The sequence below is a fragment of the Solidesulfovibrio carbinolicus genome (assembly GCF_004135975.1).
In the GTDB taxonomy this organism is placed as follows: Bacteria; Desulfobacterota; Desulfovibrionia; order Desulfovibrionales; family Desulfovibrionaceae; genus Solidesulfovibrio; species Solidesulfovibrio carbinolicus.
In genome coordinates this window covers 3,879,617-3,901,598 of sequence record NZ_CP026538.1, presented here as the reverse complement: position 1 = coordinate 3,901,598, position 21,982 = coordinate 3,879,617, and the positions used below count along the sequence as shown (strand labels likewise).

18 protein-coding genes are annotated in these 21,982 nt (G+C 66.8%); 9 read left to right on the top strand and 9 right to left on the bottom strand.

The window, feature by feature from the left end:
* The first annotated feature begins 373 nt into the window (after positions 1-373).
* Positions 374-721, top strand: a complete 348-nt coding sequence (locus C3Y92_RS17410) for a hypothetical protein (protein ID WP_235669530.1) — start codon at positions 374-376, stop codon at positions 719-721.
* A 149-nt stretch (positions 722-870) separates the two neighbouring features.
* On the opposite strand, the gene C3Y92_RS17405 is transcribed toward C3Y92_RS17410, so the two are convergent.
* The 3 genes from C3Y92_RS17405 to C3Y92_RS17395 all read right to left on the bottom strand — a co-directional run bounded on the left by C3Y92_RS17405 (position 871) and on the right by C3Y92_RS17395 (position 4,692).
* Positions 871-2,340: an outer membrane homotrimeric porin gene (locus C3Y92_RS17405; RefSeq protein ID WP_129354709.1), complete on the bottom strand. Its 1,470-nt coding sequence runs from the start codon at positions 2,338-2,340 to the stop codon at positions 871-873.
* A 319-nt stretch (positions 2,341-2,659) separates the two neighbouring features.
* Positions 2,660-3,418 (bottom strand): acyl-CoA dehydratase activase, encoded by a 759-nt coding sequence (locus tag C3Y92_RS17400; RefSeq protein WP_129354707.1) that lies wholly within the window; start codon positions 3,416-3,418, stop codon positions 2,660-2,662.
* The gene (locus C3Y92_RS17395) at positions 3,415-4,692 is read right to left on the bottom strand and encodes a double-cubane-cluster-containing anaerobic reductase (protein WP_129354705.1); all 1,278 of its coding nucleotides are present in this window, start codon (positions 4,690-4,692) and stop codon (positions 3,415-3,417) included. The genes C3Y92_RS17400 and C3Y92_RS17395 overlap by 4 nt, the downstream gene beginning before the upstream one ends.
* Positions 4,693-4,902: 210 nt before the next feature.
* On the opposite strand from C3Y92_RS17395, the gene C3Y92_RS17390 reads away from it, so the two are divergent.
* Positions 4,903-5,316 carry a hypothetical protein gene (locus tag C3Y92_RS17390; RefSeq protein WP_012750229.1) on the top strand — a complete coding sequence of 138 codons (414 nt, stop codon included), beginning with the start codon at positions 4,903-4,905 and terminating at the stop codon, positions 5,314-5,316.
* Between the two features lie 257 nt (positions 5,317-5,573).
* Here C3Y92_RS17390 and C3Y92_RS17385 read toward each other — a convergent pair whose 3' ends face one another.
* From C3Y92_RS17385 to C3Y92_RS17360, 6 genes are all read right to left on the bottom strand, one after another.
* Positions 5,574-5,915 carry a type II toxin-antitoxin system HicB family antitoxin gene (locus C3Y92_RS17385; RefSeq protein ID WP_129354703.1) on the bottom strand — a complete coding sequence of 114 codons (342 nt, stop codon included), beginning with the start codon at positions 5,913-5,915 and terminating at the stop codon, positions 5,574-5,576.
* The gene (locus tag C3Y92_RS17380) at positions 5,912-6,166 is read right to left on the bottom strand and encodes a type II toxin-antitoxin system HicA family toxin (RefSeq protein ID WP_129354701.1); all 255 of its coding nucleotides are present in this window, start codon (positions 6,164-6,166) and stop codon (positions 5,912-5,914) included. The genes C3Y92_RS17385 and C3Y92_RS17380 overlap by 4 nt, the downstream gene beginning before the upstream one ends.
* A 58-nt stretch (positions 6,167-6,224) precedes the next feature.
* On the bottom strand, positions 6,225-8,132 hold the full coding sequence (gene acs, locus C3Y92_RS17375) for an acetate--CoA ligase (protein WP_129354699.1): 1,908 nt from the start codon (positions 8,130-8,132) through the stop codon (positions 6,225-6,227).
* 32 nt (positions 8,133-8,164) lie between these two features.
* A complete protein-coding gene (locus C3Y92_RS17370) occupies positions 8,165-9,058 on the bottom strand; it encodes a LytR/AlgR family response regulator transcription factor (RefSeq protein ID WP_129354697.1) in 894 nt (297 codons plus the stop codon).
* Between the two features lie 127 nt (positions 9,059-9,185).
* Positions 9,186-10,331, bottom strand: coding sequence for a type IV pilus twitching motility protein PilT (locus C3Y92_RS17365; protein WP_129354695.1), 1,146 nt, complete (start codon positions 10,329-10,331; stop codon positions 9,186-9,188).
* Positions 10,332-10,440: 109 nt separating this feature from the next.
* Complete coding sequence (locus C3Y92_RS17360) at positions 10,441-11,514, bottom strand: type IV pilus twitching motility protein PilT (RefSeq protein ID WP_129354693.1); 1,074 nt, start codon at positions 11,512-11,514, stop codon at positions 10,441-10,443.
* 337 nt (positions 11,515-11,851) lie between these two features.
* Between C3Y92_RS17360 and C3Y92_RS17355 the strand changes: the two genes are divergently transcribed.
* The 7 genes from C3Y92_RS17355 (at position 11,852) to C3Y92_RS17325 (ending at position 21,953) form a co-directional block, all read left to right on the top strand.
* Entirely contained in the window at positions 11,852-12,037 is a 186-nt protein-coding gene (locus C3Y92_RS17355; protein ID WP_006921555.1) for a helix-turn-helix domain-containing protein, read from the top strand.
* A 39-nt stretch (positions 12,038-12,076) separates the two neighbouring features.
* Positions 12,077-15,001, top strand: coding sequence for a hypothetical protein (locus tag C3Y92_RS17350; protein WP_235669529.1), 2,925 nt, complete (start codon positions 12,077-12,079; stop codon positions 14,999-15,001).
* Positions 14,998-15,531 (top strand): hypothetical protein, encoded by a 534-nt coding sequence (locus C3Y92_RS17345; protein ID WP_129354691.1) that lies wholly within the window; start codon positions 14,998-15,000, stop codon positions 15,529-15,531. The genes C3Y92_RS17350 and C3Y92_RS17345 overlap by 4 nt, the downstream gene beginning before the upstream one ends.
* Positions 15,532-15,559: 28 nt before the next feature.
* Positions 15,560-16,069, top strand: a complete 510-nt coding sequence (locus tag C3Y92_RS17340) for a hypothetical protein (protein ID WP_129354689.1) — start codon at positions 15,560-15,562, stop codon at positions 16,067-16,069.
* A 29-nt stretch (positions 16,070-16,098) separates the two neighbouring features.
* Positions 16,099-18,165, top strand: a complete 2,067-nt coding sequence (locus tag C3Y92_RS17335; RefSeq protein WP_235669528.1) for a secretin N-terminal domain-containing protein — start codon at positions 16,099-16,101, stop codon at positions 18,163-18,165.
* 88 nt (positions 18,166-18,253) lie between these two features.
* Entirely contained in the window at positions 18,254-20,212 is a 1,959-nt protein-coding gene (locus C3Y92_RS17330) for an ExeA family protein (protein ID WP_129354685.1), read from the top strand.
* A gap of 31 nt (positions 20,213-20,243) precedes the next feature.
* A complete protein-coding gene (locus C3Y92_RS17325) occupies positions 20,244-21,953 on the top strand; it encodes a GspE/PulE family protein (RefSeq protein WP_129354683.1) in 1,710 nt (569 codons plus the stop codon).
* The last annotated feature ends 29 nt before the right edge of the window (positions 21,954-21,982 follow it).

Genomic DNA, 21,982 nt, shown 5'->3' with positions numbered 1-21,982 from the left:
GATCGGAGAGCCGGCCATGGCACCGACGGCGCGGCCTCTGCCCCAACTGGCGACGCCGGCGAGGGCGAAGGGGTCGCAAGCGGCCTGGCTGGGGCGTAAAGGGGCCGCACTGTCGTGCGAAGGAGTGCGAGAGGTCGCGATGAGGCGCAACGGCTTACAGGCACTTGTGTAGTTGTCTTGATAATTGTGGTTAAATGGCCATTGTTTTTATGATGCAACATTTCATGATTGTCAGGAAAAGGCGCGATGATGCTTTGCCATCACGTCTTGACGTGAGCCGGGGAATGCCAATATTCACTATCGATGTAGTGTGGTTTTGGGCGTTTCGTCTGCTGCGAAAAGTCTTGGCAAAGCACCAGGAAAAGGAGTCGGCATGGTTGCATGGTGGAAACAGGCATTGTTCGTTGTGCTCGGCGTCGCGGCTTTGGCCGTCTTCTCCCAAGCCGGCAGCGCCGTGGCAGGCGACTACTCGTTTAAGGTCCACAACAAGTCCGATGTCGGCATCACCAAGGTGCTCGTGCGTGAAGCCGGCGGCAGTTGGGGATCGTTCGACATCGGCACGATGATCGAACCCGGGCGCACCGCCAAGCTGGTCTGGGCCAAGCACACCAACAATCAGGATTGCGAACAGTGGATCAAGGTGGTGTACGCCGACGGTTCCGAGGCCAAGGCCACCAAGTTCGATTTCTGCGAGGACAACCTGGAAATCGAGTTCGAATAGCTGCCCGGCCGTGAGGCCTCGGCCCGCCAAGGGCGGTTCGGCTTGGGCCGGGCCGCCTTTTTAGTTGCCGCGCGCGGCCCTGGGAGCCTGCCAAGCAAAAGGGGGGAGCCCGAAGACTCCCCCCTTGCGCGCCGATGGCTTATCGTCCGCTAGAACTTGTAGGTCAGGCCGAAGGCCACTTTCCAGGCATTGTTGCCGAGGCTGTCGGCCTGGCTCACCATGCGATGACCCCAGACGCTTTCCTGGAACTGGCCGTGGGCCCAGCCGGTTTCCAGGACCGCGGCGAGGTTTTCATAGATCATGTACTTCGTGTCGAAGTTCAGGCCCATGAGGTACTCGTTGGTGGTCAGGTCGTGGCCCATGGAGAAGTAGCTGTTGCTGAGGTAGGTCCGGGCGTAACGGATGGCCCGGGCCGAGTTGTTGCCGCGCAGGTAGACGAAGGTCAGGCGGTGGGTCAGGTTCTCGATGAAGGTCATCTTGTTGAGCGACGCGCCGATGCCGTAGTTGCCAACCGGCGACACGTACATGTTGGAACCCTTGCCCAGCTCCTGGCTGTTGTCGAACAGGAAGCTGTTGCCCGGACCCCAGTAGGACCGCATGTAGGGCATGCGCTCGGAACCGTTGCTCGTGGACTTGTCTTCGCCCGTGGACCAGAAGGCGAACACCTGGGGCGTGACCATGTCGAAGCCGGTGTATTCCGCGCCGGCGTCAACCATCCAGCCTTCGCGCTTGGCGGCCTTGGTGTCGCCGGCGGCGCCGGCCCCGTAGATCACGTCGGCGTAGAACTTGACCGGATCAAGGGCGGTCACTTCAAACGCGCCGCCGACCCAGTAGTAGGGGTTCTGGTCGTTCTTCCAACGGCCAAGGCCCGTGGCGCTGGTCCGGTTGGCGGCGCTGGCGGCCGACATCAGGGTGTTGTTGAAGTTGTTGCCCCACTCGGCCACGTCGGTGGTGTCCTTGTAGGTGTAGTCGGTGTTGCGGCCGGCCACCGAGACCATGCCCCAAGGCGTGGCCTTGAAGCCTTCGATGGTGACGGGCAGGGCCAGGAAGTAGGCGTCGAGCTCGTCGGCCACCTGGGTGGTGGTGGTGTCGTAGGTGCGGTTGGTGTCGATGAGGCGGCCGAAACCGGTCAGCACCGACAGGGTGTTTTCAATAAGCGGCGCCTTGATGGTCAGGGCGGCCATTTTGTCGGACCACACCGGGCTCATGTAGAACATGCTGGACTGCGGCAGATTCACGTCCTGGAGACCGGCGGTGATTTCGATGTCGGTGCCCGGGTACTTGAACTGCAGGTAGGCCAGATCGACCTGAACGGCGGTTTCGGGGTTGGCGGCGGTAAAGGTGCCGTGGCCCCAGGTGTCTTCCACCTTGATGCCCAGGCGGAACTTCACGCCCTCATTGGCGATGAAGTCCGAGCGCAGGCGGAAGCGCTCCCAGATTTCGAAGTTGTCCTCGGTCTTGGTGCCGGTCTTGTTCCAGCCGGTGAAGTTGCGGCCCTCGAAGAAGTTGCCGTAGACGCGGGCGTCGCCGGTCATCTTCACTTCCGTGGCGGCATGGGCCAGGGTCGTCGCGCCCATGAGCAGGGCGGCGGCCAGGGCCAGGCTTTTCATCGTCTTCATGTGTTCCTTCCTCCAATCAAACAAAGGGGTTCGAGCAAACAGCCATCGTCGCGCCCCAGGCTTCCGGTGGCGTGCCGGAAGTTCACGTGAAAACGGCTACGCCGAGGCTGGCCGGAAAACAAGTTACAAATTATAAATTATTGTTCATGGAAACTATCTGACCCGACCGGCGTCAGTGACGCCAGCAGCGGCCGCCAGGAATAGGGCGCGATGCAGGATAACGTGATCACCGTTTGTCGTTGACAACGCGAGCTATGCGCTTTTCCGGGGCGCTGGGCAAGGGCGCGGGGAAGGACGATGCGGGCGAAAATCCAGCCTGTCAGGCCGTTTCGGCAGCCAGCCACAGGGCCGCGCCCAAAGCGCCGGTCATGTCCGGGCTTTCGGGCACCAGCACTTGGCCGCCCACGGCCTCGGCCACCAATCGCACGAGGCAGGGATTATGGGCCACGCCGCCGACAAAGACCACGGGCGGGGTCAGTCCCACCCGGCCGAGCATGGCCAGGGTGCGGCCGGCCACGGCCTTGTGCAGCCCAAGGGCGATGTTGGCCTGGGACACGCCCCGGGCCATGAGGGTGGTGGCCTCGGTCTCGGCAAAGACCGTGCACATGGAACTGATCAGCGGCGGATCGTCGCCGGTAAGGGCCAGGGCGGCAAAGGCGGCAACCGACAGGCCGAAGGCCGTGGCCACGTATTCCAGGAACTTGCCCGTGCCGGCGGCGCAGCGGTCGTTCATCTCGAAGCGGCCGACCCGGCCGCCGGGCAGAAGCGCGATGGCCTTGGTGTCCTGGCCGCCGATGTCGAGCAGTGTCGCGGCCTGGGGAAAAAGGCTTGCGGCCCCCAGGGCGTGGGCCTTGATCTCGGTGACGGCGCGGGCCTGGGGGTAGAGTTCCCGGGCCAGCTCCCGGCCGTAGCCGGTGACGGCCAGACGCTTGGGCACACCGTGCGCAAAGAGTTCCTGCAGCTGGCCGGCCGGGTCAAAGGTGGTGGGCAGGCGGCGGGAGAGGACGGTCTCCCCTTCCCGCCGCACCACCAGCTTGATGGCCCGCGAGCCGACATCCAGGCCCGCGACCTCGCTCACGCCAGGGTCTCCACGAAAGCCTCGACCCGGGTCTTGAGCTGGCCGGCGTCTTCCATGCCGTAGTCCGTCTCGATGGCCAGATAGGGGATGCCGGCGGCCGCCATGGCCTTGCCCACCTTCATGGCCTCGTGGGCGTAGGGCTGGCAGAAGAGCAGACCGTAGTGGACGACGCCGTCGGCTCCAAGGCGCTTGGCCAGGGCGGCGATGTTGTCCAGGCGCTCGTCGTTGGGGGTAAAGCAGGCGCAGTCAATTTGCATGTAGCGCGCGGCCAGGGCGTCGAGCATGCCGTCCAGGTCGGCCGGGGTCTCGTCGGTGAGGTCGCGGGTGTTGCGCTCGCCGATGCAGGATTCCTCGCCCACGATGACCGCGCCCGAGCTTTCGATGAGATAGGGCAGCTTCCAGTTGGGCACGGCCATGGGACAGCCGGCCAGCAGCAGGCGCGGCGTCTTTTTGGGGGCCACGCCCTGGCCGGCGGCGACCCGGGCCTCGATCTCGTCGCACAGTTCGTTGATCTTGGCCGTGAACCGCACCGGATCGTCGTAGAAGCTTATCTGGTTGATCAGCAGGGCGTCGCGGCCGGAAATGGGGGCCGGATCGGCGGCGCGCAGGGCGGAGAGGCGCTGCAAGGCCCGGCGCTTGGCGTTGACGACCTTGGTGGCCTCGGCCAGGGCGGCAGCGGTGATGGCGTTGCCGGTGAGCTTTTCCAGCGCTTCCTTGTAGCGCACGAGCTCCGAGCGAAAAAGCGTCATGTCGCACGGGGCCTTGCACTGCGGCACTTCCATGATGTGCATGTTGGCGAGCTGGGAAAAGGCCTCATAGGCCTTTTTCTTGCCGTCGCAGGTGGTCTCGCCCACGATGAGGTCGCAGGATTCGGTGTAGGGGCACAGCCGGGCCAGCTTGAAGCCGACAAAGGATTTGATGAGGTCGCAGGTTCCGCGCGGGACCAACGTTTCGGCCAGCTCCGTGCCGGCCTTGGCCCCGGCGCACAGCCCGACCTGGACCGCGCCGGCGGCCAGGGTCAGCTCCTCGGGCACGAACACGCAAAACGTACCGACGATCTTCTTGCCGGCGGCCTTGGCGTCCTGGATCTCCTTGATGCGCAGCCCATGGACTTCGGACAGGACGAAGTCGAGGTATTCAGCGCCTTTGAGGCGTCCTTCCTGGGACAAATAGATGTCGCCGTAGAATTTGCCCAAAACCGCCAGCAATCCGTCGTGGGCCTCGATGTCGAGGTCGAGTTTTTCCCACATGGCCTTATGGGCCGCGTCGCTCATGGCATCCTCCAGAATAAGGGGTTGAAGCGTATCCCTTACCCGGGGAAAGGCTGGCGGTGAAATTGTTTCTTTTAATAAGTTTGCGAGGATGCGATTGGAACAAACTATCCGTGGAGACGCTAAAGGAATTCCGAGACCGGCCGAAAAGGAGGTTACCACGCGAGGGTCCGGCAGGAACGCCGGACGACATCGCCCCAGGGAGGGAGGCGTATGGCTCGAATACTGCAATTCGAACCCCGTCGCCAAGTAGTCCGGCCGCATCGGGAAACGCTCGACACCGCGTTGTCTCCCAAGCGACCGCACATCAGCGACCGGGACCTCTGGACACGGGACTACCGCGAGACGGACAACATTGTTTACGCGATCATGAAGATCAAGGAGATACTCGACTACCATCTCTACTATGACGACGTCTGGCCGTATCTGCTGTTGTCGTTCATGGAATCCGTGCACACGTCCCGGCAGGGAGGCGGCGAGGATTTGCCGGCCACGGGCGCGTCGCTCAAGGATTACGTGCTCTCGGCCGTGACGGCGGACAACAAGCGCGACCTGTCCATGGTGCTGCTGCTGGCTGATCTCATCGAGAAGTCCCCGACCTATCGCGGCACGTCGTCGTCGCCATAAGGGGAGAGGGAAAACGACGAGGAGAATCGGGGCGCTGCCCCGAACCCCGCCGGGGGGATGAGCCCCCCGGACCCCGGCAAAGGGTGGGGTGAATTTTGGAGCCGCGAGCGGTTCCGCGCTCCCTGGAAACGGGGCAGGCGCGGAGCCGGTCGCGGCTTTTTTGGCGTGGGGGGGGGCGAGACTTGACTGGATTGCGCCAGGGGCAAGCGCCGGGCGGGGGGGTGTGGATTTTGGCGGCCGGCCGCAGCTGACGCGGCCTAGCCGAGCACGGCCCGGGCCTGGCGTTCCAGGGCTTCGGCGGCGAAGGCGTTGAGGCTTTTGCCGCAGGCCTTGGCGGCGGTCGCCACCAGTCGGTGGGACTGGGGCGTCAGGCGGATATTGAATTTGCCGGAAAACGGCTTGTCTGGCTCGCGGCCGAGGTCGCGGCAAAATTCCAGATAATCTTCCACGGAATCAGCCAGCGCCTGTTCGAGTTCGCTGGCCGAGGCTCCTTCGAAGGTCACGGTGTCGCGGATATTGACCACGCGGCCGTGGAAGAATTTGGCTTCGGCGTCGTATTCGAATTCGCCAATGAAGTCCTTGTATTTCATGATGTTCATGGGATTACTCCGGCGCTTGTTAGAAAGGCGCGCAGGTCTTTGACGGCGGCTTTGAGCAACGTGGGGCGTGGGTGGGGACGATGGAATACGGCTGTCTGTCCGGCGAGGGCAACGCGAATACGCGAACCTCGTCCCTGGCGGATATCCGCCCCAAGAGCCCGAAACAGCGCTTCAATCTCGTCCCAGCCAAAATCCGATCTGACCGGATCGGAAAAGATGGCGGTCAGGGTTTTACGGGCCTTGGCGTTCATGTTGCTATGGTACTGTCAATTGATACCAAGTCAAGGGCGTCTGGAAAACCGTAAGGTGCTACCCTACCTCCCCCAGCTCCTCCTTCCGCAACTGCCTTCTTAAAATCTTCCCGCTGGTCGTCTTCGGCAACGTATCCCGCAGCTCCACCGACCGCATGACGACGATGGGGCCGAGTTCGCGCCGCACGTGCGCGCGCAACTCGGCGTCGAAGGCGTCGGCGTCGGGGAACGCGGCGATCCAGCCCGGATCGGGCACGACAAACGCCTTGGCCACCTCGCCCTTGATCTTGTCGGGCAGCCCGATGACCGCCGCTTCGGCCACGAAACGGTGGGCCGTCAGCGCCGCCTCCACCTCGGCCGTGCCCACCCGGTGGCCGGCGATGTTGAGCACCTCGTCCGCCCGGCCCTGAATCCAGAAATAGCCGTCCTCGTCGCGCCGGGCCACGTCCCCGGCGAAATACATCCCCGGGATGCGCTCCCAGTAGGCGGCGCGGTAGCCGGCCGGGTCGCCCTCCAGGCCCAGGCACATGGCCGGCCAGGGCTTTTTGATGACCAGATAGCCTCCCTGGCCCGGCTCCACCGGCGCGCCGGCCTGATCCACCACCTCGGCCTCGATGCCCGGCAGCGCCTTGCCCACCGAACCAGGTTTGAGCACCGAGATCGGCATGGGCGCGATCATGGCCATGCCGGTTTCGGTCTGCCACCAGGTGTCCAGCAGCGGACACTTGGAGCCGCCGAAATGCTTGTACAGCCACATCCAGGCCTCGGGCCCCAGCGGTTCGCCGACGCTGCCGAGCAGTCGCAGGGTCGAGAGGTCGCGCTTTTTGGGATACTGCGGCCCGTAGCGCATGAGCATGCGGATAAGCGTCGGCGTGGCGTAGAAAATGGTGGCCCCGTAGCGCTCGATGATGCTCGGCAGCCGGTCGGCCTGGGGATAGAGCGGATGGCCTTCGTAGAGGATGACCGTGGCGCCGGTCAAAAGCGGTCCGTAGACGCCGTAGGTGTGGCCGGTGATCCAGCCGGGATCGGCGGTGCAGAAATGGATGTCGGTCGGCTTGACGTCAAAGACCGTGCGGAAGGTGTGGTGCGCGCCGACCATGTAGCCGGCGTGGCCGTGGACGACGGCCTTGGGCTTGCCCGTGGAGCCGGAGGTGTGCAGCCAGAAGAGCGGCTCGTCGGCTTCCATGACTTCGGTGGGGGCCTCGGGCGATTCCTGGCGCAAGAGATCGTGGTAGTAGAGGTCGCGCGGCTCCTGCATGTCGATGTCGTGGCCGGTGCGGCGCACCACCACCACGGACTCGGCCGCCTCGGGCCGCACGCCGGGCAGGGCCTCGTCCACCACGGCCTTGAGGTCGATCATGCGCCCGCCACGGTAGAAGCCGTCGGCCGTAATGACGACCTTGGCCCGGCTGTCGTTTACGCGTTCGCGCAGGGCCTTGGCTGAATAGCCGGCGAAAACGAACACGTGGGGCGCGCCGATCTTGGCCGCGGCCAGCATGGCGACAACCGTCTCGGGGATGGGTGGCATGTACAGGCACACCCGGTCGCCGCGCCCCACGCCCAGGCCCCGCAGCGCCCCGGCCAGCCGGTTCACTTCGCGGTACAGCTCGAAATAGGTGAATTTGCGGCAATCCCCGGCCTCGCCCTCCCAGATCAGCGCCAGCTTGTTTTTGGTCCAGGCATGGACATGCCGGTCCAGGGCGTTGTGGGCGATGTTGCCCTGGGCTCCGGGAAACCAGCGGTACAAGGGCGGGTTCGACGCGTCGAGCACGGCGTCCCACTTGCGCCGCCATTCCAGCTCGAGCGCCGCCTTTTCCCAGAAGGCCAGATGGTCCGCGCCGGCCAGGGCGTAGGCCTCGGCCAGGTCGTGGGGTTTGATATTGGCTTCGATGACCGTGGCCGGGGCCGGGCGAAACACCCGTTGTTCCACGAGCAGGGCGTCCAGGGTTCCGGTCGTCGGCGGCATCGGCGTTCCTTGTTTGGCGGGCATGTCGTCCCTCACAGACCGAGGATCTGCTTGAGCTCGCCGATGCGGCGGCGGCCGATGGGCAGCTCGATGCGGGTTTTGCCGGCGGTGCGCAGCATGAAGTTGCCGCCGGGCAGGGTGGCGATCTCGGTCACCTGGTCGAGATTGACGAGGTATTTGCGGTGGACCCTGAAAAAGCGGTGGGGCCGCAAGCGTTCTTCAAGGTTTTTGAGGCGATACGAGGTCAGCATCTTCTGGCTGGCGGTATGGACAAAGGAATAGTCCTCGTAGGCCTCGATAAAAAGGATCTGGGTGTAGGGCAAAAGGATGGTGCGGCCGTCCAGGGTGATGGGCAGCTTTTCGATGTCCACGGCCCGTTCGTGGCGCGGGTCCCAGGCCTGGCGCAGGGCCGACAGGAACCGGTCCTCCTCGTCCTCTTCCAGGGGCAGGCGCACGGTTTCCTCGCCGCCGGCCTCGTCGTCGCCGTCGTCGTCCTGGCCCGGGCGTGGCGCGGCGGCCGCCCGCCATTCCGGCGGCGGAGCCTCGCGGAAGGCCGGCCGGAACCGGGCCAGCCGGTCCAGGGTCTGGGCGAAACGCTGGGGGGTGAACGGCCACAGCAGATAGTCGGCCGCGCCCAGTTCAAAGGCGCGAAAGGCGCGCGTTTCGTCGGCGGCGATGAAAACCAGCCCGGGCTGGCGTTTGGCGGCGGCGAGCGCCTCGGCCAGCTCGAAGCCGCCCATTTCCCCCCCAAGGTCCACGCCGCAAAAGAGCAGGCCGTAGGGAATGGCGCGCAACAGCTCGGAAGCTTCGTAGGCGTCGGCCGCCTCGCCCAACACTCGGATGAAGTCGACGCGGCAAAGCTCGGTCCGCAGCGCCGTGCGCACGGCCGGATCGGGATGGACAAGGAGCGCGGCGATGCGGTCCATGGTCACGCGCCCTTGTCGTTGGCGAAATGGAAAGAGGGCGGGGCCGGCTGTCGGCGCGTCGTCCGGACCCCGAAACGGGGCGGGCGGCGGGCGCTGGCAAGGGCGGCCAGGGGGCCGCGCGCCCTGGTCACTCGCCCTCCAGGCGCAGGCCGGTGATGGTGGAGACGGCCTGTCCCCGGGCGGCCTTGACCGCGTCCAGTCCCCGGGCCAGGGCGGCCCGGTCCGAGGCCCGGGCCAGGGCGGTTTCTTCGGTAATAAGGCCGGCGGCGAAAAGGGCGGCCGTGGAGGCGTCGAAGCCCACCATGCCGTAGGGCGCGCCCTGTTCGATGATGTCGGCGACGCCAAGGCTTGTCGCCTCGCCGGAGGCGATGCGTTCGCGCAGGCGCAGGGTGGTGACGAGCAGTTCGGCCGAAACGGCCCGGCCGCCGCCGATGCGCGGCAAAAGCCGCTGGGCCAGCACGGCCTTGAGGGAACCGGCCAGCCGGTTGCGGGCGAGCTTTTCCTCGGCCGGACCGAAGCAGGCCAGCATACGTTCCACCGCCCCGGAACAATCGGCGGTATGCAGGGTGGCCAGCACCAGATGGCCGGTCTCGGCGGCGGTGAGCGCCGCGTCCAGGGTGTCGCGGTCCCGGGCTTCGCCCAGGATGATGACATGGGGCGCTTGGCGCAGGGCGGCCCGCAGGCCTTCGGCGAAATCCGGGAAATCCGTGCCGCGTTCGCGCTGGGTGACGATGCCGCGTCCGGGCGGCAGCAGGCATTCGATGGGGTCTTCCAGGGTGACGACGTGGACGGGCCGGGCGGCCAGGATGGCGGCGGCCAGGGCGGCCAGGGTGGTGGATTTGCCCGATCCCGTGGCCCCGACCACCAGGACCAGCCCCTCGGCCAGCTCCGTCAGCCGGGCCGCCGCCGGGGGCAGCGTCAAGGCGGCCAGGGGCGCGGGCGCGGCCGGCAAGCGTCGCAAGACCAGCCCAAGGCCCTGGCCGGCCCGGTGGATGTTGGCCCGAAAGCGCCAGCCCGAGGAATGGCGGTAGGACACGTCGCAACTGCCAAGGCGCGCAAGGTCGGCGGCCAGACGGGCGTCCTGCCCGAGCAGCTCCCGGGCCAGGGCGTCGGTCTCTATCGGCGCGGGCGAGCCGGCCAGGGCCGGCAGGGGCGTGAACGCGCCGTCCACCAGCACGCCGGCCGTGCCGGCCGGGGGGAAGAGCAGATCCGAGGCCCGGGGCGCGGCGGCAAGGGCCTGGCCCACGAGAGCGTCGAGAAGGGCGTGCTCCACGGTTTGCCTGGATTCCTGTCCTTAAAAAGGTTTCTCGCCGGGCCGGGGCGCGTCGCAACCGGTCATTTTTCCTGGCGAACACTGCCGCATTTTGTGGCCTGGCGCAACGCTAGGCCGAAGCGGCCGGGGCCGACGTGAGGCCTTCGAACCGGGTCTTGTTGACGGCGTTACGCAGGGCGTCGGCAGGTTCGATGCGTCCGGCGGCCAAGAGCTCCAGCAGCGAGTCGTCCAGGGTGCGCATCCCTTGGGCCTTGGCCGTCTCCAGCACGGAGTTGATCTGGAAGATCTTGTTTTCCCGGATGAGGTTGCGCACGGCGGTGTTGGCCAGAAGCAGCTCCATGGCCATGACCCGGCCCGGGGCGTCGGCCCGGCGCAGCAGCGTTTGGGAGATGACGGCGGTGAGCGATTCCGACAGGGCCGAGCGGATCTGCGCCTGCCGGTCGCCGGGGAAGACGTCGATGACCCGGTCGATGGTCTTGGCCGCCGACACGGTGTGCAGGGTGGACAGCACCAGATGGCCGGTCTCGGCCGCTTCCAGGGCCAGCTCGATGGTTTCGAGGTCGCGCATTTCGCCGACCAGGATGATGTCCGGGTCCTCGCGCAGGGCCCCGCGCAGGGCGGCGGCAAAGGAGCGGGTGTCGCGGCCCACCTCGCGCTGGTTGATCAGGCACCCGGCCGAGGCGTGGAGGAATTCGATGGGGTCTTCCACGGTGATGATGTGGTCGCGCCGGGCTTCAAGGGCGTGGCGGAGCATGGCGGCGAGCGTCGTGGACTTGCCCGAGCCGGTGGGGCCGGTGACCAGGACCAGCCCCTTGGGGCGCATGGCCAACTCGCCCAGGATGTCCGGCAGGCCGAGGTCGGAAAGCGTCGGCACGGTTTCCGGGATGGCCCGGAAGGCGGCGGCCACGCCGCGCTCCTGGCGAAAATAGTTGCAGCGAAGCCGCCCCAGCCCCGGGGCGGCGTAGGCGAAGTCGAGGTCGCCGGTTTCCTCGAAAACGGCCAGCAGCCGCTGGGGGGCGATCTCATAGAGCAGGGTCTTTAATTCCTCGTTTTCGAGCACCTTGTACTTGATGCGTTCCAGACGGCCATTAAGGCGCAGCATGGGCTGGCAGCCGCTGGAGAGGTGCAGGTCCGAGGCTCCGGTATCCTTGAGCATCTTAAAAAAGGCGTCGAGCTGGGCCATGGCCTCTCCTTGGACGGACGGATGGCCGAGCCTACCACGGAAGGGGGCGGCTTTGGAATTGTCTTGGCAGCCCTCGGTTTGGGCACGGGTCTTGAAGAATGCCCGGCATGGGATCTCCCAATGGCCGGGCGGAACACCGCCAGCGGCCCGGTTGGGGGAAAAACGGGCGGCGGGAAGGGTCGTCTGGAGTTTAACGAAATGAAACGAGGCTGGTCCATGGGTGAGAAAGTAAACCGCCGCAGGCTTCCGGTTGGGAGCCTTTGGGAAGACGGCCGGTTTTTTTTTGGCCCGGCCGGCATCGTATCTATCGTTAAGTAGCGACAAGGAGCGATGCGGGATGCACGAGCGCAAGATGGAAGTGAAGGAAACCTACACGGTCCAGGAAGTGGCCAGGTTGCTCAAATGCAGCGACCAGACGGTGCGTAAGCTCCTCAAGGGCCACGAGCTTCGCGGGGCCAAGGTGGGTCGGGGTTGGCGCATTTGTCACGATGAAGTGGTGCGCATGACGCGGCTTCAGGGCTAGATCGGGCGTCGAACGCGGCAAGTCAACGGGAGAGAGCCGGTGGGCAAGGAAGACAAGATTACGCCGAGCCAGCGTTTGCTGGAGCTCATCCGCAAGTCCTCGGGAGCAGCCGGGACGGCGGCTCCCGGCGCGTCCAACGCGGGGGAGGCGGTGCGTCGGCCGACGGTAGGACCGCCCACGGCGGCGGTGGCCCAGCCCGATCCTGTCGTGTCGGCCGATCCGACGATTGCTCCGGTCGTCGAAGAGGCGGTTGTGACGCCGCCGCCGGCAAAGGATGCGCGGCTTGACGCCGCCGCCGCCGCCAATCCGCGACTTGTGTACGATCCCTACGGCGCGGGGCTTGCCGCCGCCTCCTACCAGAGCGGCGTGAGCTGGCCGGGATTCGGCGAAGTTCCACCGGCCAAGCCGGCGGACGGGGCGGCGTTTGACCCGGCGATGCCGACAGCCGGCCCGGGCGAGGCGCATGCGGAACGCCTCGTCGAGCTTGCCGTCGAGGCGACACCGGCCGACGCGCCCGGGGTGTTGGCCGAGGCCCTGCCGGAACTCGTTTTGGACCTCGACGCCGCGCCAGCCCCGTTTGGCCTGGCCGAGGCCCCGGACGCGCCATCCGCCCCGGCCGAGGCCCAGCCAGAGCTTGTTTTGGATCGCGACGCCACGTCGGCCCCGGCCGCCGGGTCCGCCTCAGAAGCCGAGACTGCTGTCCCGGGCGGGGGCCTGCCGGAACTCGTTTTGGATCTCGACGCCGCGCCGACCATGTTTTTCACCACGGCCCCGGTGGCCGCCGCCCCGTCGGATACGCCCGCGACGCCCGAAACTGCCGGCGGACCCGGCGCGTTGGCCCCGAGCGACACAGCCAACGCCGAAGAGCCGCCCCAGGCGGAGGACGCCGACAAGGCGTCCGGCACCGTGGCCGAATCCGCTCCCGTGGCCGCCGCCGATCTGGCGGCCGTGGCCGCTTCGGCCGGCATGGCCTCGGCGACGACGAATTCCCCCAAAAAACGACGAGGCTTCAACTGGCGCTCCCTGCTGCCAGGCGGGCGCGTCTGTCATGTGGGCGTGGACATCTCGGCCACGGAACTCGTGTGCGTGGCCGTGCGCGGCCAGGACGCCGACTTCGAGGTCTTGGGCCTGGAATCCGTGCCCGTGCCCCAGGGCGTGGAGCCGGGACAGCCGGAATTCGCCGCCCTGCTGGGGCGCGCCCTGTCCGGCCTGTGCCTGCCCGGCCAGATCCCCAAGGTCTGGGCGGCCGCCCAAAGCGCCCGGTCCAACATCCAGTTCCTGACCATTCCCAAGGTGTCGTCCCGTCAGGTGGACAACGCCGTGTACTGGACCGCCAAAAAGGACATGGGCTTTGACGAAGCCGACGTGGTCTTCGATTTCGAACGGCGGGGCGAGGTCACGGAAAAAGGGGCCGTTCGGCTGGGGGCCATGGCCTATACCACGCCACGCGAGGCCATAAGCCTCCTGCAAAACGATTTCGCCCAGGCCGGCTTCCCCCTGGCCGGTCTGACCCTGGAACCGTTTGCCCACCAGAATCTCTATCGCCGCCGCATCGTGGACGGCCCGGCCGAAGGGGCCACGGCCAACTTGCATGTGGGCCGCAACTGGTCACGCCTGGAGATCGTCAGCAACGGCAACATCATGTTCGTGCGGGTCATCAAGACGTCCATGTCGGGCATGGAACAGGCCGTCTACGACGTCCTGGAATCCCGGGGCCTGGCCGCCCCGGCCCAGCCGGCCAAGGCTCCGGCGGGAGCGCCCGGGGCCGCCGGGCCGCGCGAGGAAGTGGTGCTCGATCTCGACGCCCTGTCCGGCTCCGCCGAGGCCGGTCTTGTCCTGGACCTCGACGCTGCGGCCAGTCCGGCCACGCCCGAACCGGGGCCCCAAGGCCCGTCGCCCCAGCCGTCAACGGGCGAGACCGCCCGGCCGCTGGAAGCCGACCACGCCCGCGAACTGCTTGATGCCGTGGTTTACGGCTGCCTGTCCGTGGACGACTGCCACCCCGGCTACGGGCTGGAGCTCGACGACGTCATGGACATGCTGCGCCCGGTGGCCTCGCGCCTGGTGCGGCAGGTGGAAATGACGCTGAAGCACTACCGCGAATCCCTGGGGCAGGATCAGGTCACCCGGCTGACGGTTTCCGGCCCCCTGGGCGGCAGCCGGCTGTTTTTGGATTTCATCCAGGAACATGTGGGACTGCCCTGCGAAGCCTTGGACCCCCTGGCCGGCCGTCCCCTGCCGGCGGGAACGACCCTGGGCGGACGCTTGCCTGGAGCGCTTTTCAGCCAGGCCCTGGGACTGGCTTTGTCCGACGACGGCCACACGCCAAGCGCTTTTGTCACCTACAAGGAGCGCGCCGCAAAACGCGCCTCGCGTCTGCTCGAACAAGGGGTGTTGGTGGGGCTGGCGGCGGTCCTGGCCGGCATGGCCTTGTTGTCGTTTTCCGCCATGGCCAAGCGCCAAACCCTGGAAAGGGAGCGCGACGCCCTGAACCAGCGTCTGGCGGGCTACGGCGCGTCCCTGGACGCGGCCGCTCTGGCCCGCAAGTCCGAGGAACTGCGGACCAAGATCGAGGCCATGCAGCGCTACGCCTCCCGCAACCGCATTGTCGGGATATGGGAGGAAGCCCTGGCCCTGGCGCCAGACGGCGTGCGCATCGGCTCCATGACCACCGAGTGCGGGCCGCCCGACAAGCCCCTGGACCAGGCCGCCGCCCAGGCCGCCAAGAACCTCAAGGACGGCAAGGATCCCAATGCCCCGGTGTCCAGGCTCATCATCGAGGGCGTGGCCATTGGCGACGCCCGGTTGTTCGACTCCATGCTGGCCAGCTACGTGGTCGCCCTGGAAGGCTCGCCCCTGCTGGAGGATATTTCCGTGAAACGCAGTGAACTGGAGGGGCTGGAAGGCGGCGCCACGGGCCTGCGCTTCGTGCTGTCGGCCAATCTCACGGAGAGCAAACCATGACCCTGGCCGAAATGCGAAGCGCCCTGCCGCCTCGGACCCTGCTCACCCTGGCCGTGGGCGCGGCCGTGGCCCTGGGATTTCTGGCGGTCTTCCTGCTGCCGGAATACCGCGAGATCGAACAGTTGACCGTTCGCACGGCCGCCTTGCGGCAAACCCTCAACGACCGCAGCCAGCTCGAACCCGTGGCCAAGGCCCTGGGCGAAACCCAGGCCAAGGTGCGCGAGGTGGGGCCGGTGGGCGGACGGGACAAGCTCCCGTTGGCCGATGTGGAGCGGCTCACCACGATTTTCGATGCACTGGCCAAACCGCATGGCCTGCGGCTGTCGGCCGTCTCCCCGGACGCCGCTTCGGTGACCCGCGAGGGCTTGTTGGCCGTGCGGCTGGCTTTTCTCGGTACGCCCGAGGCCGCCCGCGAGTTCATGCTGGACCTTGGCGGCTTCGGCCCCGTGGTCAAGGTGGAGTCGGCCGCGACCATGTATGGCCGCGAAGGCCGCGAATTTACCCTGAAGTGCTGGCTGGCCGTTCGTTAAGCCGGCCCGGACATAAGGAGAGCGGGGCATGACCCGGCGGGAAAAGATCATATTGGCCGTGACCGGCGTGGTGGCCGTGGTTGCCGCGGTCTACCTGTTGCTGGACACCGGTCCGGCGGTTGCGCCGCAGCCCGGGGTCCAAGTGCGGGCCCAGGCCGCCGCCCAGACCCAGGCCGCCGCCCAGACCCGGGAAGCGGCCCAGACCCTGGTGCGACAGGCCACGCCGGGCGGCGTCGAGACGGCGCTGATGGCCGCCATCGACAAACCATGGCGGCTCGCCGTCTTCTACGACAAGCCCCTGGAAGCCCGGGGCGGGACGGGCCGGCCGACGGTGGTCCCCCGGTTCACGGGCTATGTGGAATTGGGTTCGGGACGGCTGGCCGTCATCGACGGCTACGAATATCAGGCCGGCGATACCCTGGAGGGCGGCGGCTACAAGGTGCTGGCCGTGTCCCCGGACAAGGTGACGCTGGAAAGCCTGGCCAACGGCCAACGTCTGGATATCCCCTACGACGGGCAGGACGCCCTGGGGCGATGAACCGGCGCAAGCCGGGACGGGAGAAGACCATGCAAGCGATGGGCAACAAAAGACGGCCGGGCGGCTTCGCGGCGACGGCGGCGGGGATGATCCTGATCCTGGCCGTGGGCTGCGTCAAAAAGCCCCAGAAAGATACCTTCATCGAGCACTGGGAGACCATGGCCAACAAGTCCGAGGGCTATTCCCCGGTGGCCAGGCCGCGCAAGGTGGAGTTCTCCAAGGCGACCATCAAGGCTGACAAGCCCGAGAAGGAAGCGCCCAAGCCGGTCAAGGCCCTGCCCAAGCAGAAGGTGACGCTGCGCATGTACGACACCGATCTGGTGGCCGTGGTGCGGGCCATGGCCCGGGCGGCCAACCAGAACGTGGTGCTGTCCTCGTCCATCCCGGGCGCGGCCGGCGGCGACAAGGCGCTTCGCATCAACGTCAACGTGGTCGATGCCCCCTGGGACGAGACCTTCACGAGCATCCTTACGGCCAACGGCCTGGCCTATGCCGTGGAGGGCGACATCATCCGCGTCATGACCCTGGCCGACATGGAGCAGCAAAACAAGCTCAAGGAAGCGAGCAACAAGCTTTTGGCCGAAAAGACCAAGGCCAAGGAGCTGGAGCCCTTCGTCATGGCCCGGGTGGAGATCAACTTCGCCGAGCTGCCCAAGATCTACGCCACCCTGTCGGCCATGTGCGGCGGGACGGCCCAGGCCGGCCTGGCTGGCGGTCAGGGCCAGGCCAACCAGGCCAAGCCCGGCGAGACCGTTCGCGACATCACCCCCACCAGCGCCACCAGCGACGCCATGAACATCCAGGGGCAAAGCGGGGCGCGCAATCCCGGCCAGCTCAACTGCACGGTGGTGCCCGACCAGCACAGCAACTCCATCATCGTCCAAGGGCCGCCCAACGACGCCGAACGGCTGGTGGCGCTTATCGAGGAACTCGACAAGCCGCGTCCCCAGGTCAAGCTCAAGGCGTTTATCGTCCAGACCGACCGCGAGACCGGCCGTCAGCTCGGCGTGCAGTGGGGCGGGCTGCTCAAAAATTCCAATCTGCGCATCTCTCCGGCCCAGACCGGCACCTCGACCACGACGCTGAATGCCGGCAACACCGGATCCAATACGTCCACCACCAATAATGCCATAAACAGCAACAACACCCCGACGCTCAGCGCGAGCTCGTCCGGTTCCGTAGGCAACAGCACCACGGGCACAACCACCACGACGGTCAACGCGGACGGCTCGACGAGCACGACCTCGACGACCACGTCCACGCCGGCATCGGCTGCGGACATCGCCACCGCCGCCGCCGCCAGCGCTTTGCTGGCAGCCACCGGAGTGTCCTCCAACGCGTCCACTTCCGCCACCAACCTGGCCGCCACGGCCTCGCCGACTTTCCCGGGCGGCACTTCGGGCCAGGGCTTCGGCCTCAACTTCCCGGCCTTGTCCTCCGCCCTGACCAGCGCCTCGGGCCTGGGCGCGGCCGGCGCCGGCGTCAACTTCCTTTTTGGCAACATCGCCGGCAACGTGCTGGAAGCCCAGCTCACCGCCCTGGCCGAATCCAACAAGGTGAAGATCCTGTCCAGCCCGACCATCACCACCATGGAGAACCACTCCGCCTACGTGGAAAACGGCACGGACGTGCCCTACGTCTCCACCTCGCAAAACGGCACCAACGTGCAGTTCGCCAAAGCCACCCTCAAGCTCGAAATGCTGCCCCACGTGGTGGACGGCTCCAACCTGCGCATGAAGATCGTGGTCAAGGACGATCAGGTGGACCTCAACAACACCGTTCAGGGCAACCCGTTTATCTACAAGCGCGAAACCCAGTCCAACCTCGTGGTCGAGGACGGCGACACCATCGTCATCTCCGGCCTGACCCGCGACACCGTGGGCAACAACGAGGCCGGCGTGCCCTACCTCAGCGACATTCCGGGCCTGGGCTGGGCGTTTAAAACCAAGGCGTCGAACATCAAGCGCGAGGAGATCTATATCTTCGTGACGCCGACCATCCTCAAGGAAAAGCCCATATCCCCGCCGCCGGCCGTGGCCATGATTCGGCCGTCCGACGCCGCCGAGACGGATAAAATCGGCTCATTGACGCAGTAGGCGACAACAGGGAGACGTCGCGCCGGGACAACCTCGGCGCGGCCAAGAAGCCGGTCGCGGCCGCGACGGCAGACGAGAGGAGAAGGCCATGAGCTACTATCTGGCGATGGGATTGACCCGGGAACCGTTTTCCAATTCCCCCGATCCCGACATGCTCTACCGGTCACGGACGCATCTGGAGTGCCTGCAGCACATGGAAATCGGCGTGCGGCTTCGCCGGGGGCTCAACGTGGTGCTGGGGGCCGTGGGCGCGGGCAAGACCACCCTGGCCCGGGAGCTGACCCGCGTCCTTGGAGCTGACGGCGACATCGAGGCCTATCTCCTGGACGATCCGGCTTGCTCATCCACCACCGACTTGCTGCTTTCGATCCTCACGCTTTTTGGCCTCGACGCTGCGTCCATGTGGCGCGATCCCATGATCCTCAAGGAAGTGGTCAAGGCCGAGCTGGCCCGGCGCAGCGGCGATAAGGGGCGCACCGTGGCCCTTATTATCGACGAAGGCCAAAAGATCACCCCCGATTGCCTGGAACTGTTGCGCGAGCTGCTCAACTTCGAGACGGCCACGCATAAGCTCCTGCAGATCGTCATCTTCGCCCAGTCCGAGTTCGAGGAGACCCTGGCCGCCCGGCCCAACCTCGACGACCGGGTCAATTACCGCTACCGCCTGGAATGTTTGAACCGCGCCGAGACGGCGCGCATGATCGAAACGCGTCTGGCTCGTTGCGCCCCCGAGGGGGAAACGCCCGACGTATTCACCCCGGCCGCCCTGCGCCGTATCCACCGCCGCACCGGCGGGCATCCGCGCAAGATCGTGCGGCTGTGCCATCTGTCCATGCTTTTAGCCGTGGGCTTCGGCAAGGCCCGGGTCAGCTGGTGGCTGGTGGGCCGGGCCGAGCGCGAGGCGGCCGGCGGCCGATCCCTGCTGTCCCGGCTGCCCCGATGGCCCCGAGCGCCCCGCCTGGCTGTCGCCGGCGCGGCCTGCGCCGGCCTGGTCCTGGCTTTTTCCCTGGCTGCTCCCGGCCTGTCGGGCTTGCCTGGCCTTCCCGACCTCTCTCGTCTGGCCCAGGATGCCGTAAGCCGCCTGGACGCCCTGCTGGCCGCGCCTACCCCGTCGGCCGCCCCGTCGTCGCCTTCGGCCCCTCAGGCCCAGGCGCTGTACGCGCCCGAACTGGCCGGCGTCGTTTCCGCCGAGCCTCAGGTTCCGGCCCGTCCCGAGAAGCCGGCCAGTCCGGCCGCCGACGTCGCGGCCGCGCCGGCCGTGAGCGCCCCCTTGGCCCCCCGGGCCGCTTCGGTGGTCCATGCGTTGCCGGCCAATCCCACGGCGATGGAAGGGCTTGGCGCGTCCCTGGCTTTGTCCGCCGCCGCCTTGCCGGCCGAGCCGGCCGCAGCCGAGACCGCACGCATCGGCCGCGCCGTGGCCGCGGAAACCGCCGCGCCGGCCACGGCCGCCGTGGTCAAGGCCAGCGCCGTCGCCCCGGCCGCGCCCGAGACCCTGGGCCAGTCCGTGGTGCGTTCGGGCTGGGCCGTCACCCGCCAGGCCGCCCGGCTTTACGGCAACGGCGGCCGGGCCGTCATGGCCAGGCTGGCCAAGGCCAATCCGGGGGTCAATTTCGACCGGGTGCGCGCCGGCGACACCCTGGTCTTTCCGGCCATTGCGGCCGCTCCCCTGGAAGCGGGGCAATGTCTGGTCAGGGTGGCCTCCGTGGCCAGCCTCGACGAGGGATTTGCCTATCTCGGCCGCCATGCCGGGGCCGAGACAAACCTCTCCATGTACTGCACCTTCTCCCCGGCGACCGGGCTGCGCTACGACATCGTGCTTGGCTCCCTGTTCGCCGACCGGGCCTCGGCCGAGGCCGCCCTGGCCGAATTGCCGCGCGAACTGGCTTCCCGGGCCGCCATCGTGCCCGGCTACGGCCCGGACGCCGTGGCCTTCACCGACCTTGGCCCCTGGCCGGGGTTGCGGGGCGGCCCCAAGATGGCCGGACCGGCCGGCGGCAGCCAGGACACCAAGCAGCGCATGGTCGTCTCCGAGGCCGCCCGGCCCTGATCGCGCCCATAACCATACGGATACACGGATCATGGAGCCAAGAAGACGTTTGCGCCTGGGCGAGATGCTTGTCGCCGCCGGGCTTGTCACCGAGGACCAGTTGCGCCAGGCCCTGGCCGCCGGCAAACGCAGCGGCCTGCGTCTGGGGCAACAGCTCGTGCGCGAGGGCACGGTCAAGGAAGCCGATATCGTCGATCTCATCAGCCGCCAGATGGGGCTGGCCAAGTACACGCCCGAGCGCTACCCGGTCAACTCCGATCTGGCCGAACTCTTGCCGGCCGAGATGGCCCTGCGCTCCAAGCTCGTGCCCCTGTCCAAGGTGGGCAACCTCATCCGCGTGGCCATGCCCGATCCCTTGGACATCACCACCATCGAAGACATCGAGATCTATAAAAACTGCGAGATCGAGCCGGTGATCTGCACCGAGCGCGAACTGGGCTACCTGACCAGCGCCGTCTACGGCATGGGCCTTGGCAGCGAGGGCGTGCTCGACAGCATCGAGTCCATGCGCGACGGCGAGGAAACGCCCTCGGTCGCGGTCAGCGACGAGATGCAGCTCAGTTCCCTGGAGGACCGGGCCGGGGAAGCGCCGGTGGTGCGCTTTGTCAATTCGCTGCTGTCCCAGGCCGTGCGCGAAGGGGCCAGCGACGTGCACATCAGCCCCGAGCGCGACCAGGTGCAGATTCGCATGCGCATCGACGGCAAGCTCAAGGCCGTGCCCTCGCCGCCCAAGCCCATGATCCTGCCCATCATTTCGCGCATCAAAATCCTGGGCAACCTCGACATCGCCGTCAGCCGCATCCCCCAGGACGGCCGGTTCTCCGTGGCCATCGACCGCAAGGAGATCAACATCCGCGTCTCCACGCTGCCGACCATCTACGGCGAAAACCTCGTGCTGCGCCTGCTCGACATGAGCGGCGGCGGGCTTTTCCTGCACGACCTCGGGCTTTCCGCCGACGATCTGGCCAAGATCAAGCTGGTCGTGGACAAGCCCTACGGCATGTTCCTGTCCACCGGCCCCACCGGCTCGGGCAAGTCCACCACGCTTTTTGCCTTGCTTCGCGAAATAAGCCGGCCCGACATCAACATCATCACCCTGGAAGACCCGGTCGAATACCGCATGGAAGGCGTGCGCCAGGTGCAGCTCAACCGCAAGGCCGGCATGACCTTTGCCAGCGCCCTGCGCTCCACCCTGCGCCAGGACCCGGACGTGGTGCTTGTGGGCGAAATCCGCGACGCCGAGACGGCGGCCATCGCCACCCAGGCCGCGCTTACCGGCCACAAGGTGCTTTCCACCGTCCACACCAACGACGCCGCCGGCGCGGTCATGCGGCTCATGGACATGGGCATCGAGCCGTTTCTGGTCTCCTCCACCCTCATGGTGTCCATTGCCCAGCGCCTGGTGCGCCGGGTGTGCCCCAACTGCGCCGAACCCTACACGCCGCGGCCGGAAGTGCTGCGTTTCTGGAATCTTGAGGACACGGCCGGCTCGGTCTTCATGCGCGGCCGGGGCTGTTTCATGTGCGGCGACTCGGGCTTCAAGGGCCGGCTTGGGCTTTTCGAGATCCTGGTCATGGACGAGGAAATCCAGGAAATGGTGGCGCGCCGGGCCACCTCCCGGGAGATCACCCGGTTCGCGGCCGATTCGGGAAGACTGAAACTTTTGCAGGACGACGCGCGCCTGAAGATACTGGAAGGCAAGACCACCTTCGAGGAAGCCTCCTCGGCCGTGCTCGTCTAGTGTAGCCGTTCCCACAAACGGTCCTGGCC

Coding starts and splice junctions, on each gene's coding strand:
- C3Y92_RS17410 (WP_235669530.1), top strand. CDS start 374: ATGGTTGCATGGTGGAAACAGGCATTGTTCGTTGTGCTCGGCGTCGCG.
- C3Y92_RS17405 (WP_129354709.1), bottom strand. CDS start 2,340: ATGAAGACGATGAAAAGCCTGGCCCTGGCCGCCGCCCTGCTCATGGGC.
- C3Y92_RS17395 (WP_129354705.1), bottom strand. CDS start 4,692: ATGAGCGACGCGGCCCATAAGGCCATGTGGGAAAAACTCGACCTCGAC.
- C3Y92_RS17390 (WP_012750229.1), top strand. CDS start 4,903: ATGGCTCGAATACTGCAATTCGAACCCCGTCGCCAAGTAGTCCGGCCG.
- C3Y92_RS17385 (WP_129354703.1), bottom strand. CDS start 5,915: ATGAACATCATGAAATACAAGGACTTCATTGGCGAATTCGAATACGAC.
- C3Y92_RS17380 (WP_129354701.1), bottom strand. CDS start 6,166: ATGAACGCCAAGGCCCGTAAAACCCTGACCGCCATCTTTTCCGATCCG.
- acs (WP_129354699.1), bottom strand. CDS start 8,132: ATGCCGCCGACGACCGGAACCCTGGACGCCCTGCTCGTGGAACAACGG.
- C3Y92_RS17370 (WP_129354697.1), bottom strand. CDS start 9,058: ATGGACCGCATCGCCGCGCTCCTTGTCCATCCCGATCCGGCCGTGCGC.
- C3Y92_RS17360 (WP_129354693.1), bottom strand. CDS start 11,514: ATGGCCCAGCTCGACGCCTTTTTTAAGATGCTCAAGGATACCGGAGCC.
- C3Y92_RS17355 (WP_006921555.1), top strand. CDS start 11,852: ATGCACGAGCGCAAGATGGAAGTGAAGGAAACCTACACGGTCCAGGAA.
- C3Y92_RS17345 (WP_129354691.1), top strand. CDS start 14,998: ATGACCCTGGCCGAAATGCGAAGCGCCCTGCCGCCTCGGACCCTGCTC.
- C3Y92_RS17340 (WP_129354689.1), top strand. CDS start 15,560: ATGACCCGGCGGGAAAAGATCATATTGGCCGTGACCGGCGTGGTGGCC.
- C3Y92_RS17335 (WP_235669528.1), top strand. CDS start 16,099: ATGCAAGCGATGGGCAACAAAAGACGGCCGGGCGGCTTCGCGGCGACG.
- C3Y92_RS17330 (WP_129354685.1), top strand. CDS start 18,254: ATGAGCTACTATCTGGCGATGGGATTGACCCGGGAACCGTTTTCCAAT.
- C3Y92_RS17325 (WP_129354683.1), top strand. CDS start 20,244: ATGGAGCCAAGAAGACGTTTGCGCCTGGGCGAGATGCTTGTCGCCGCC.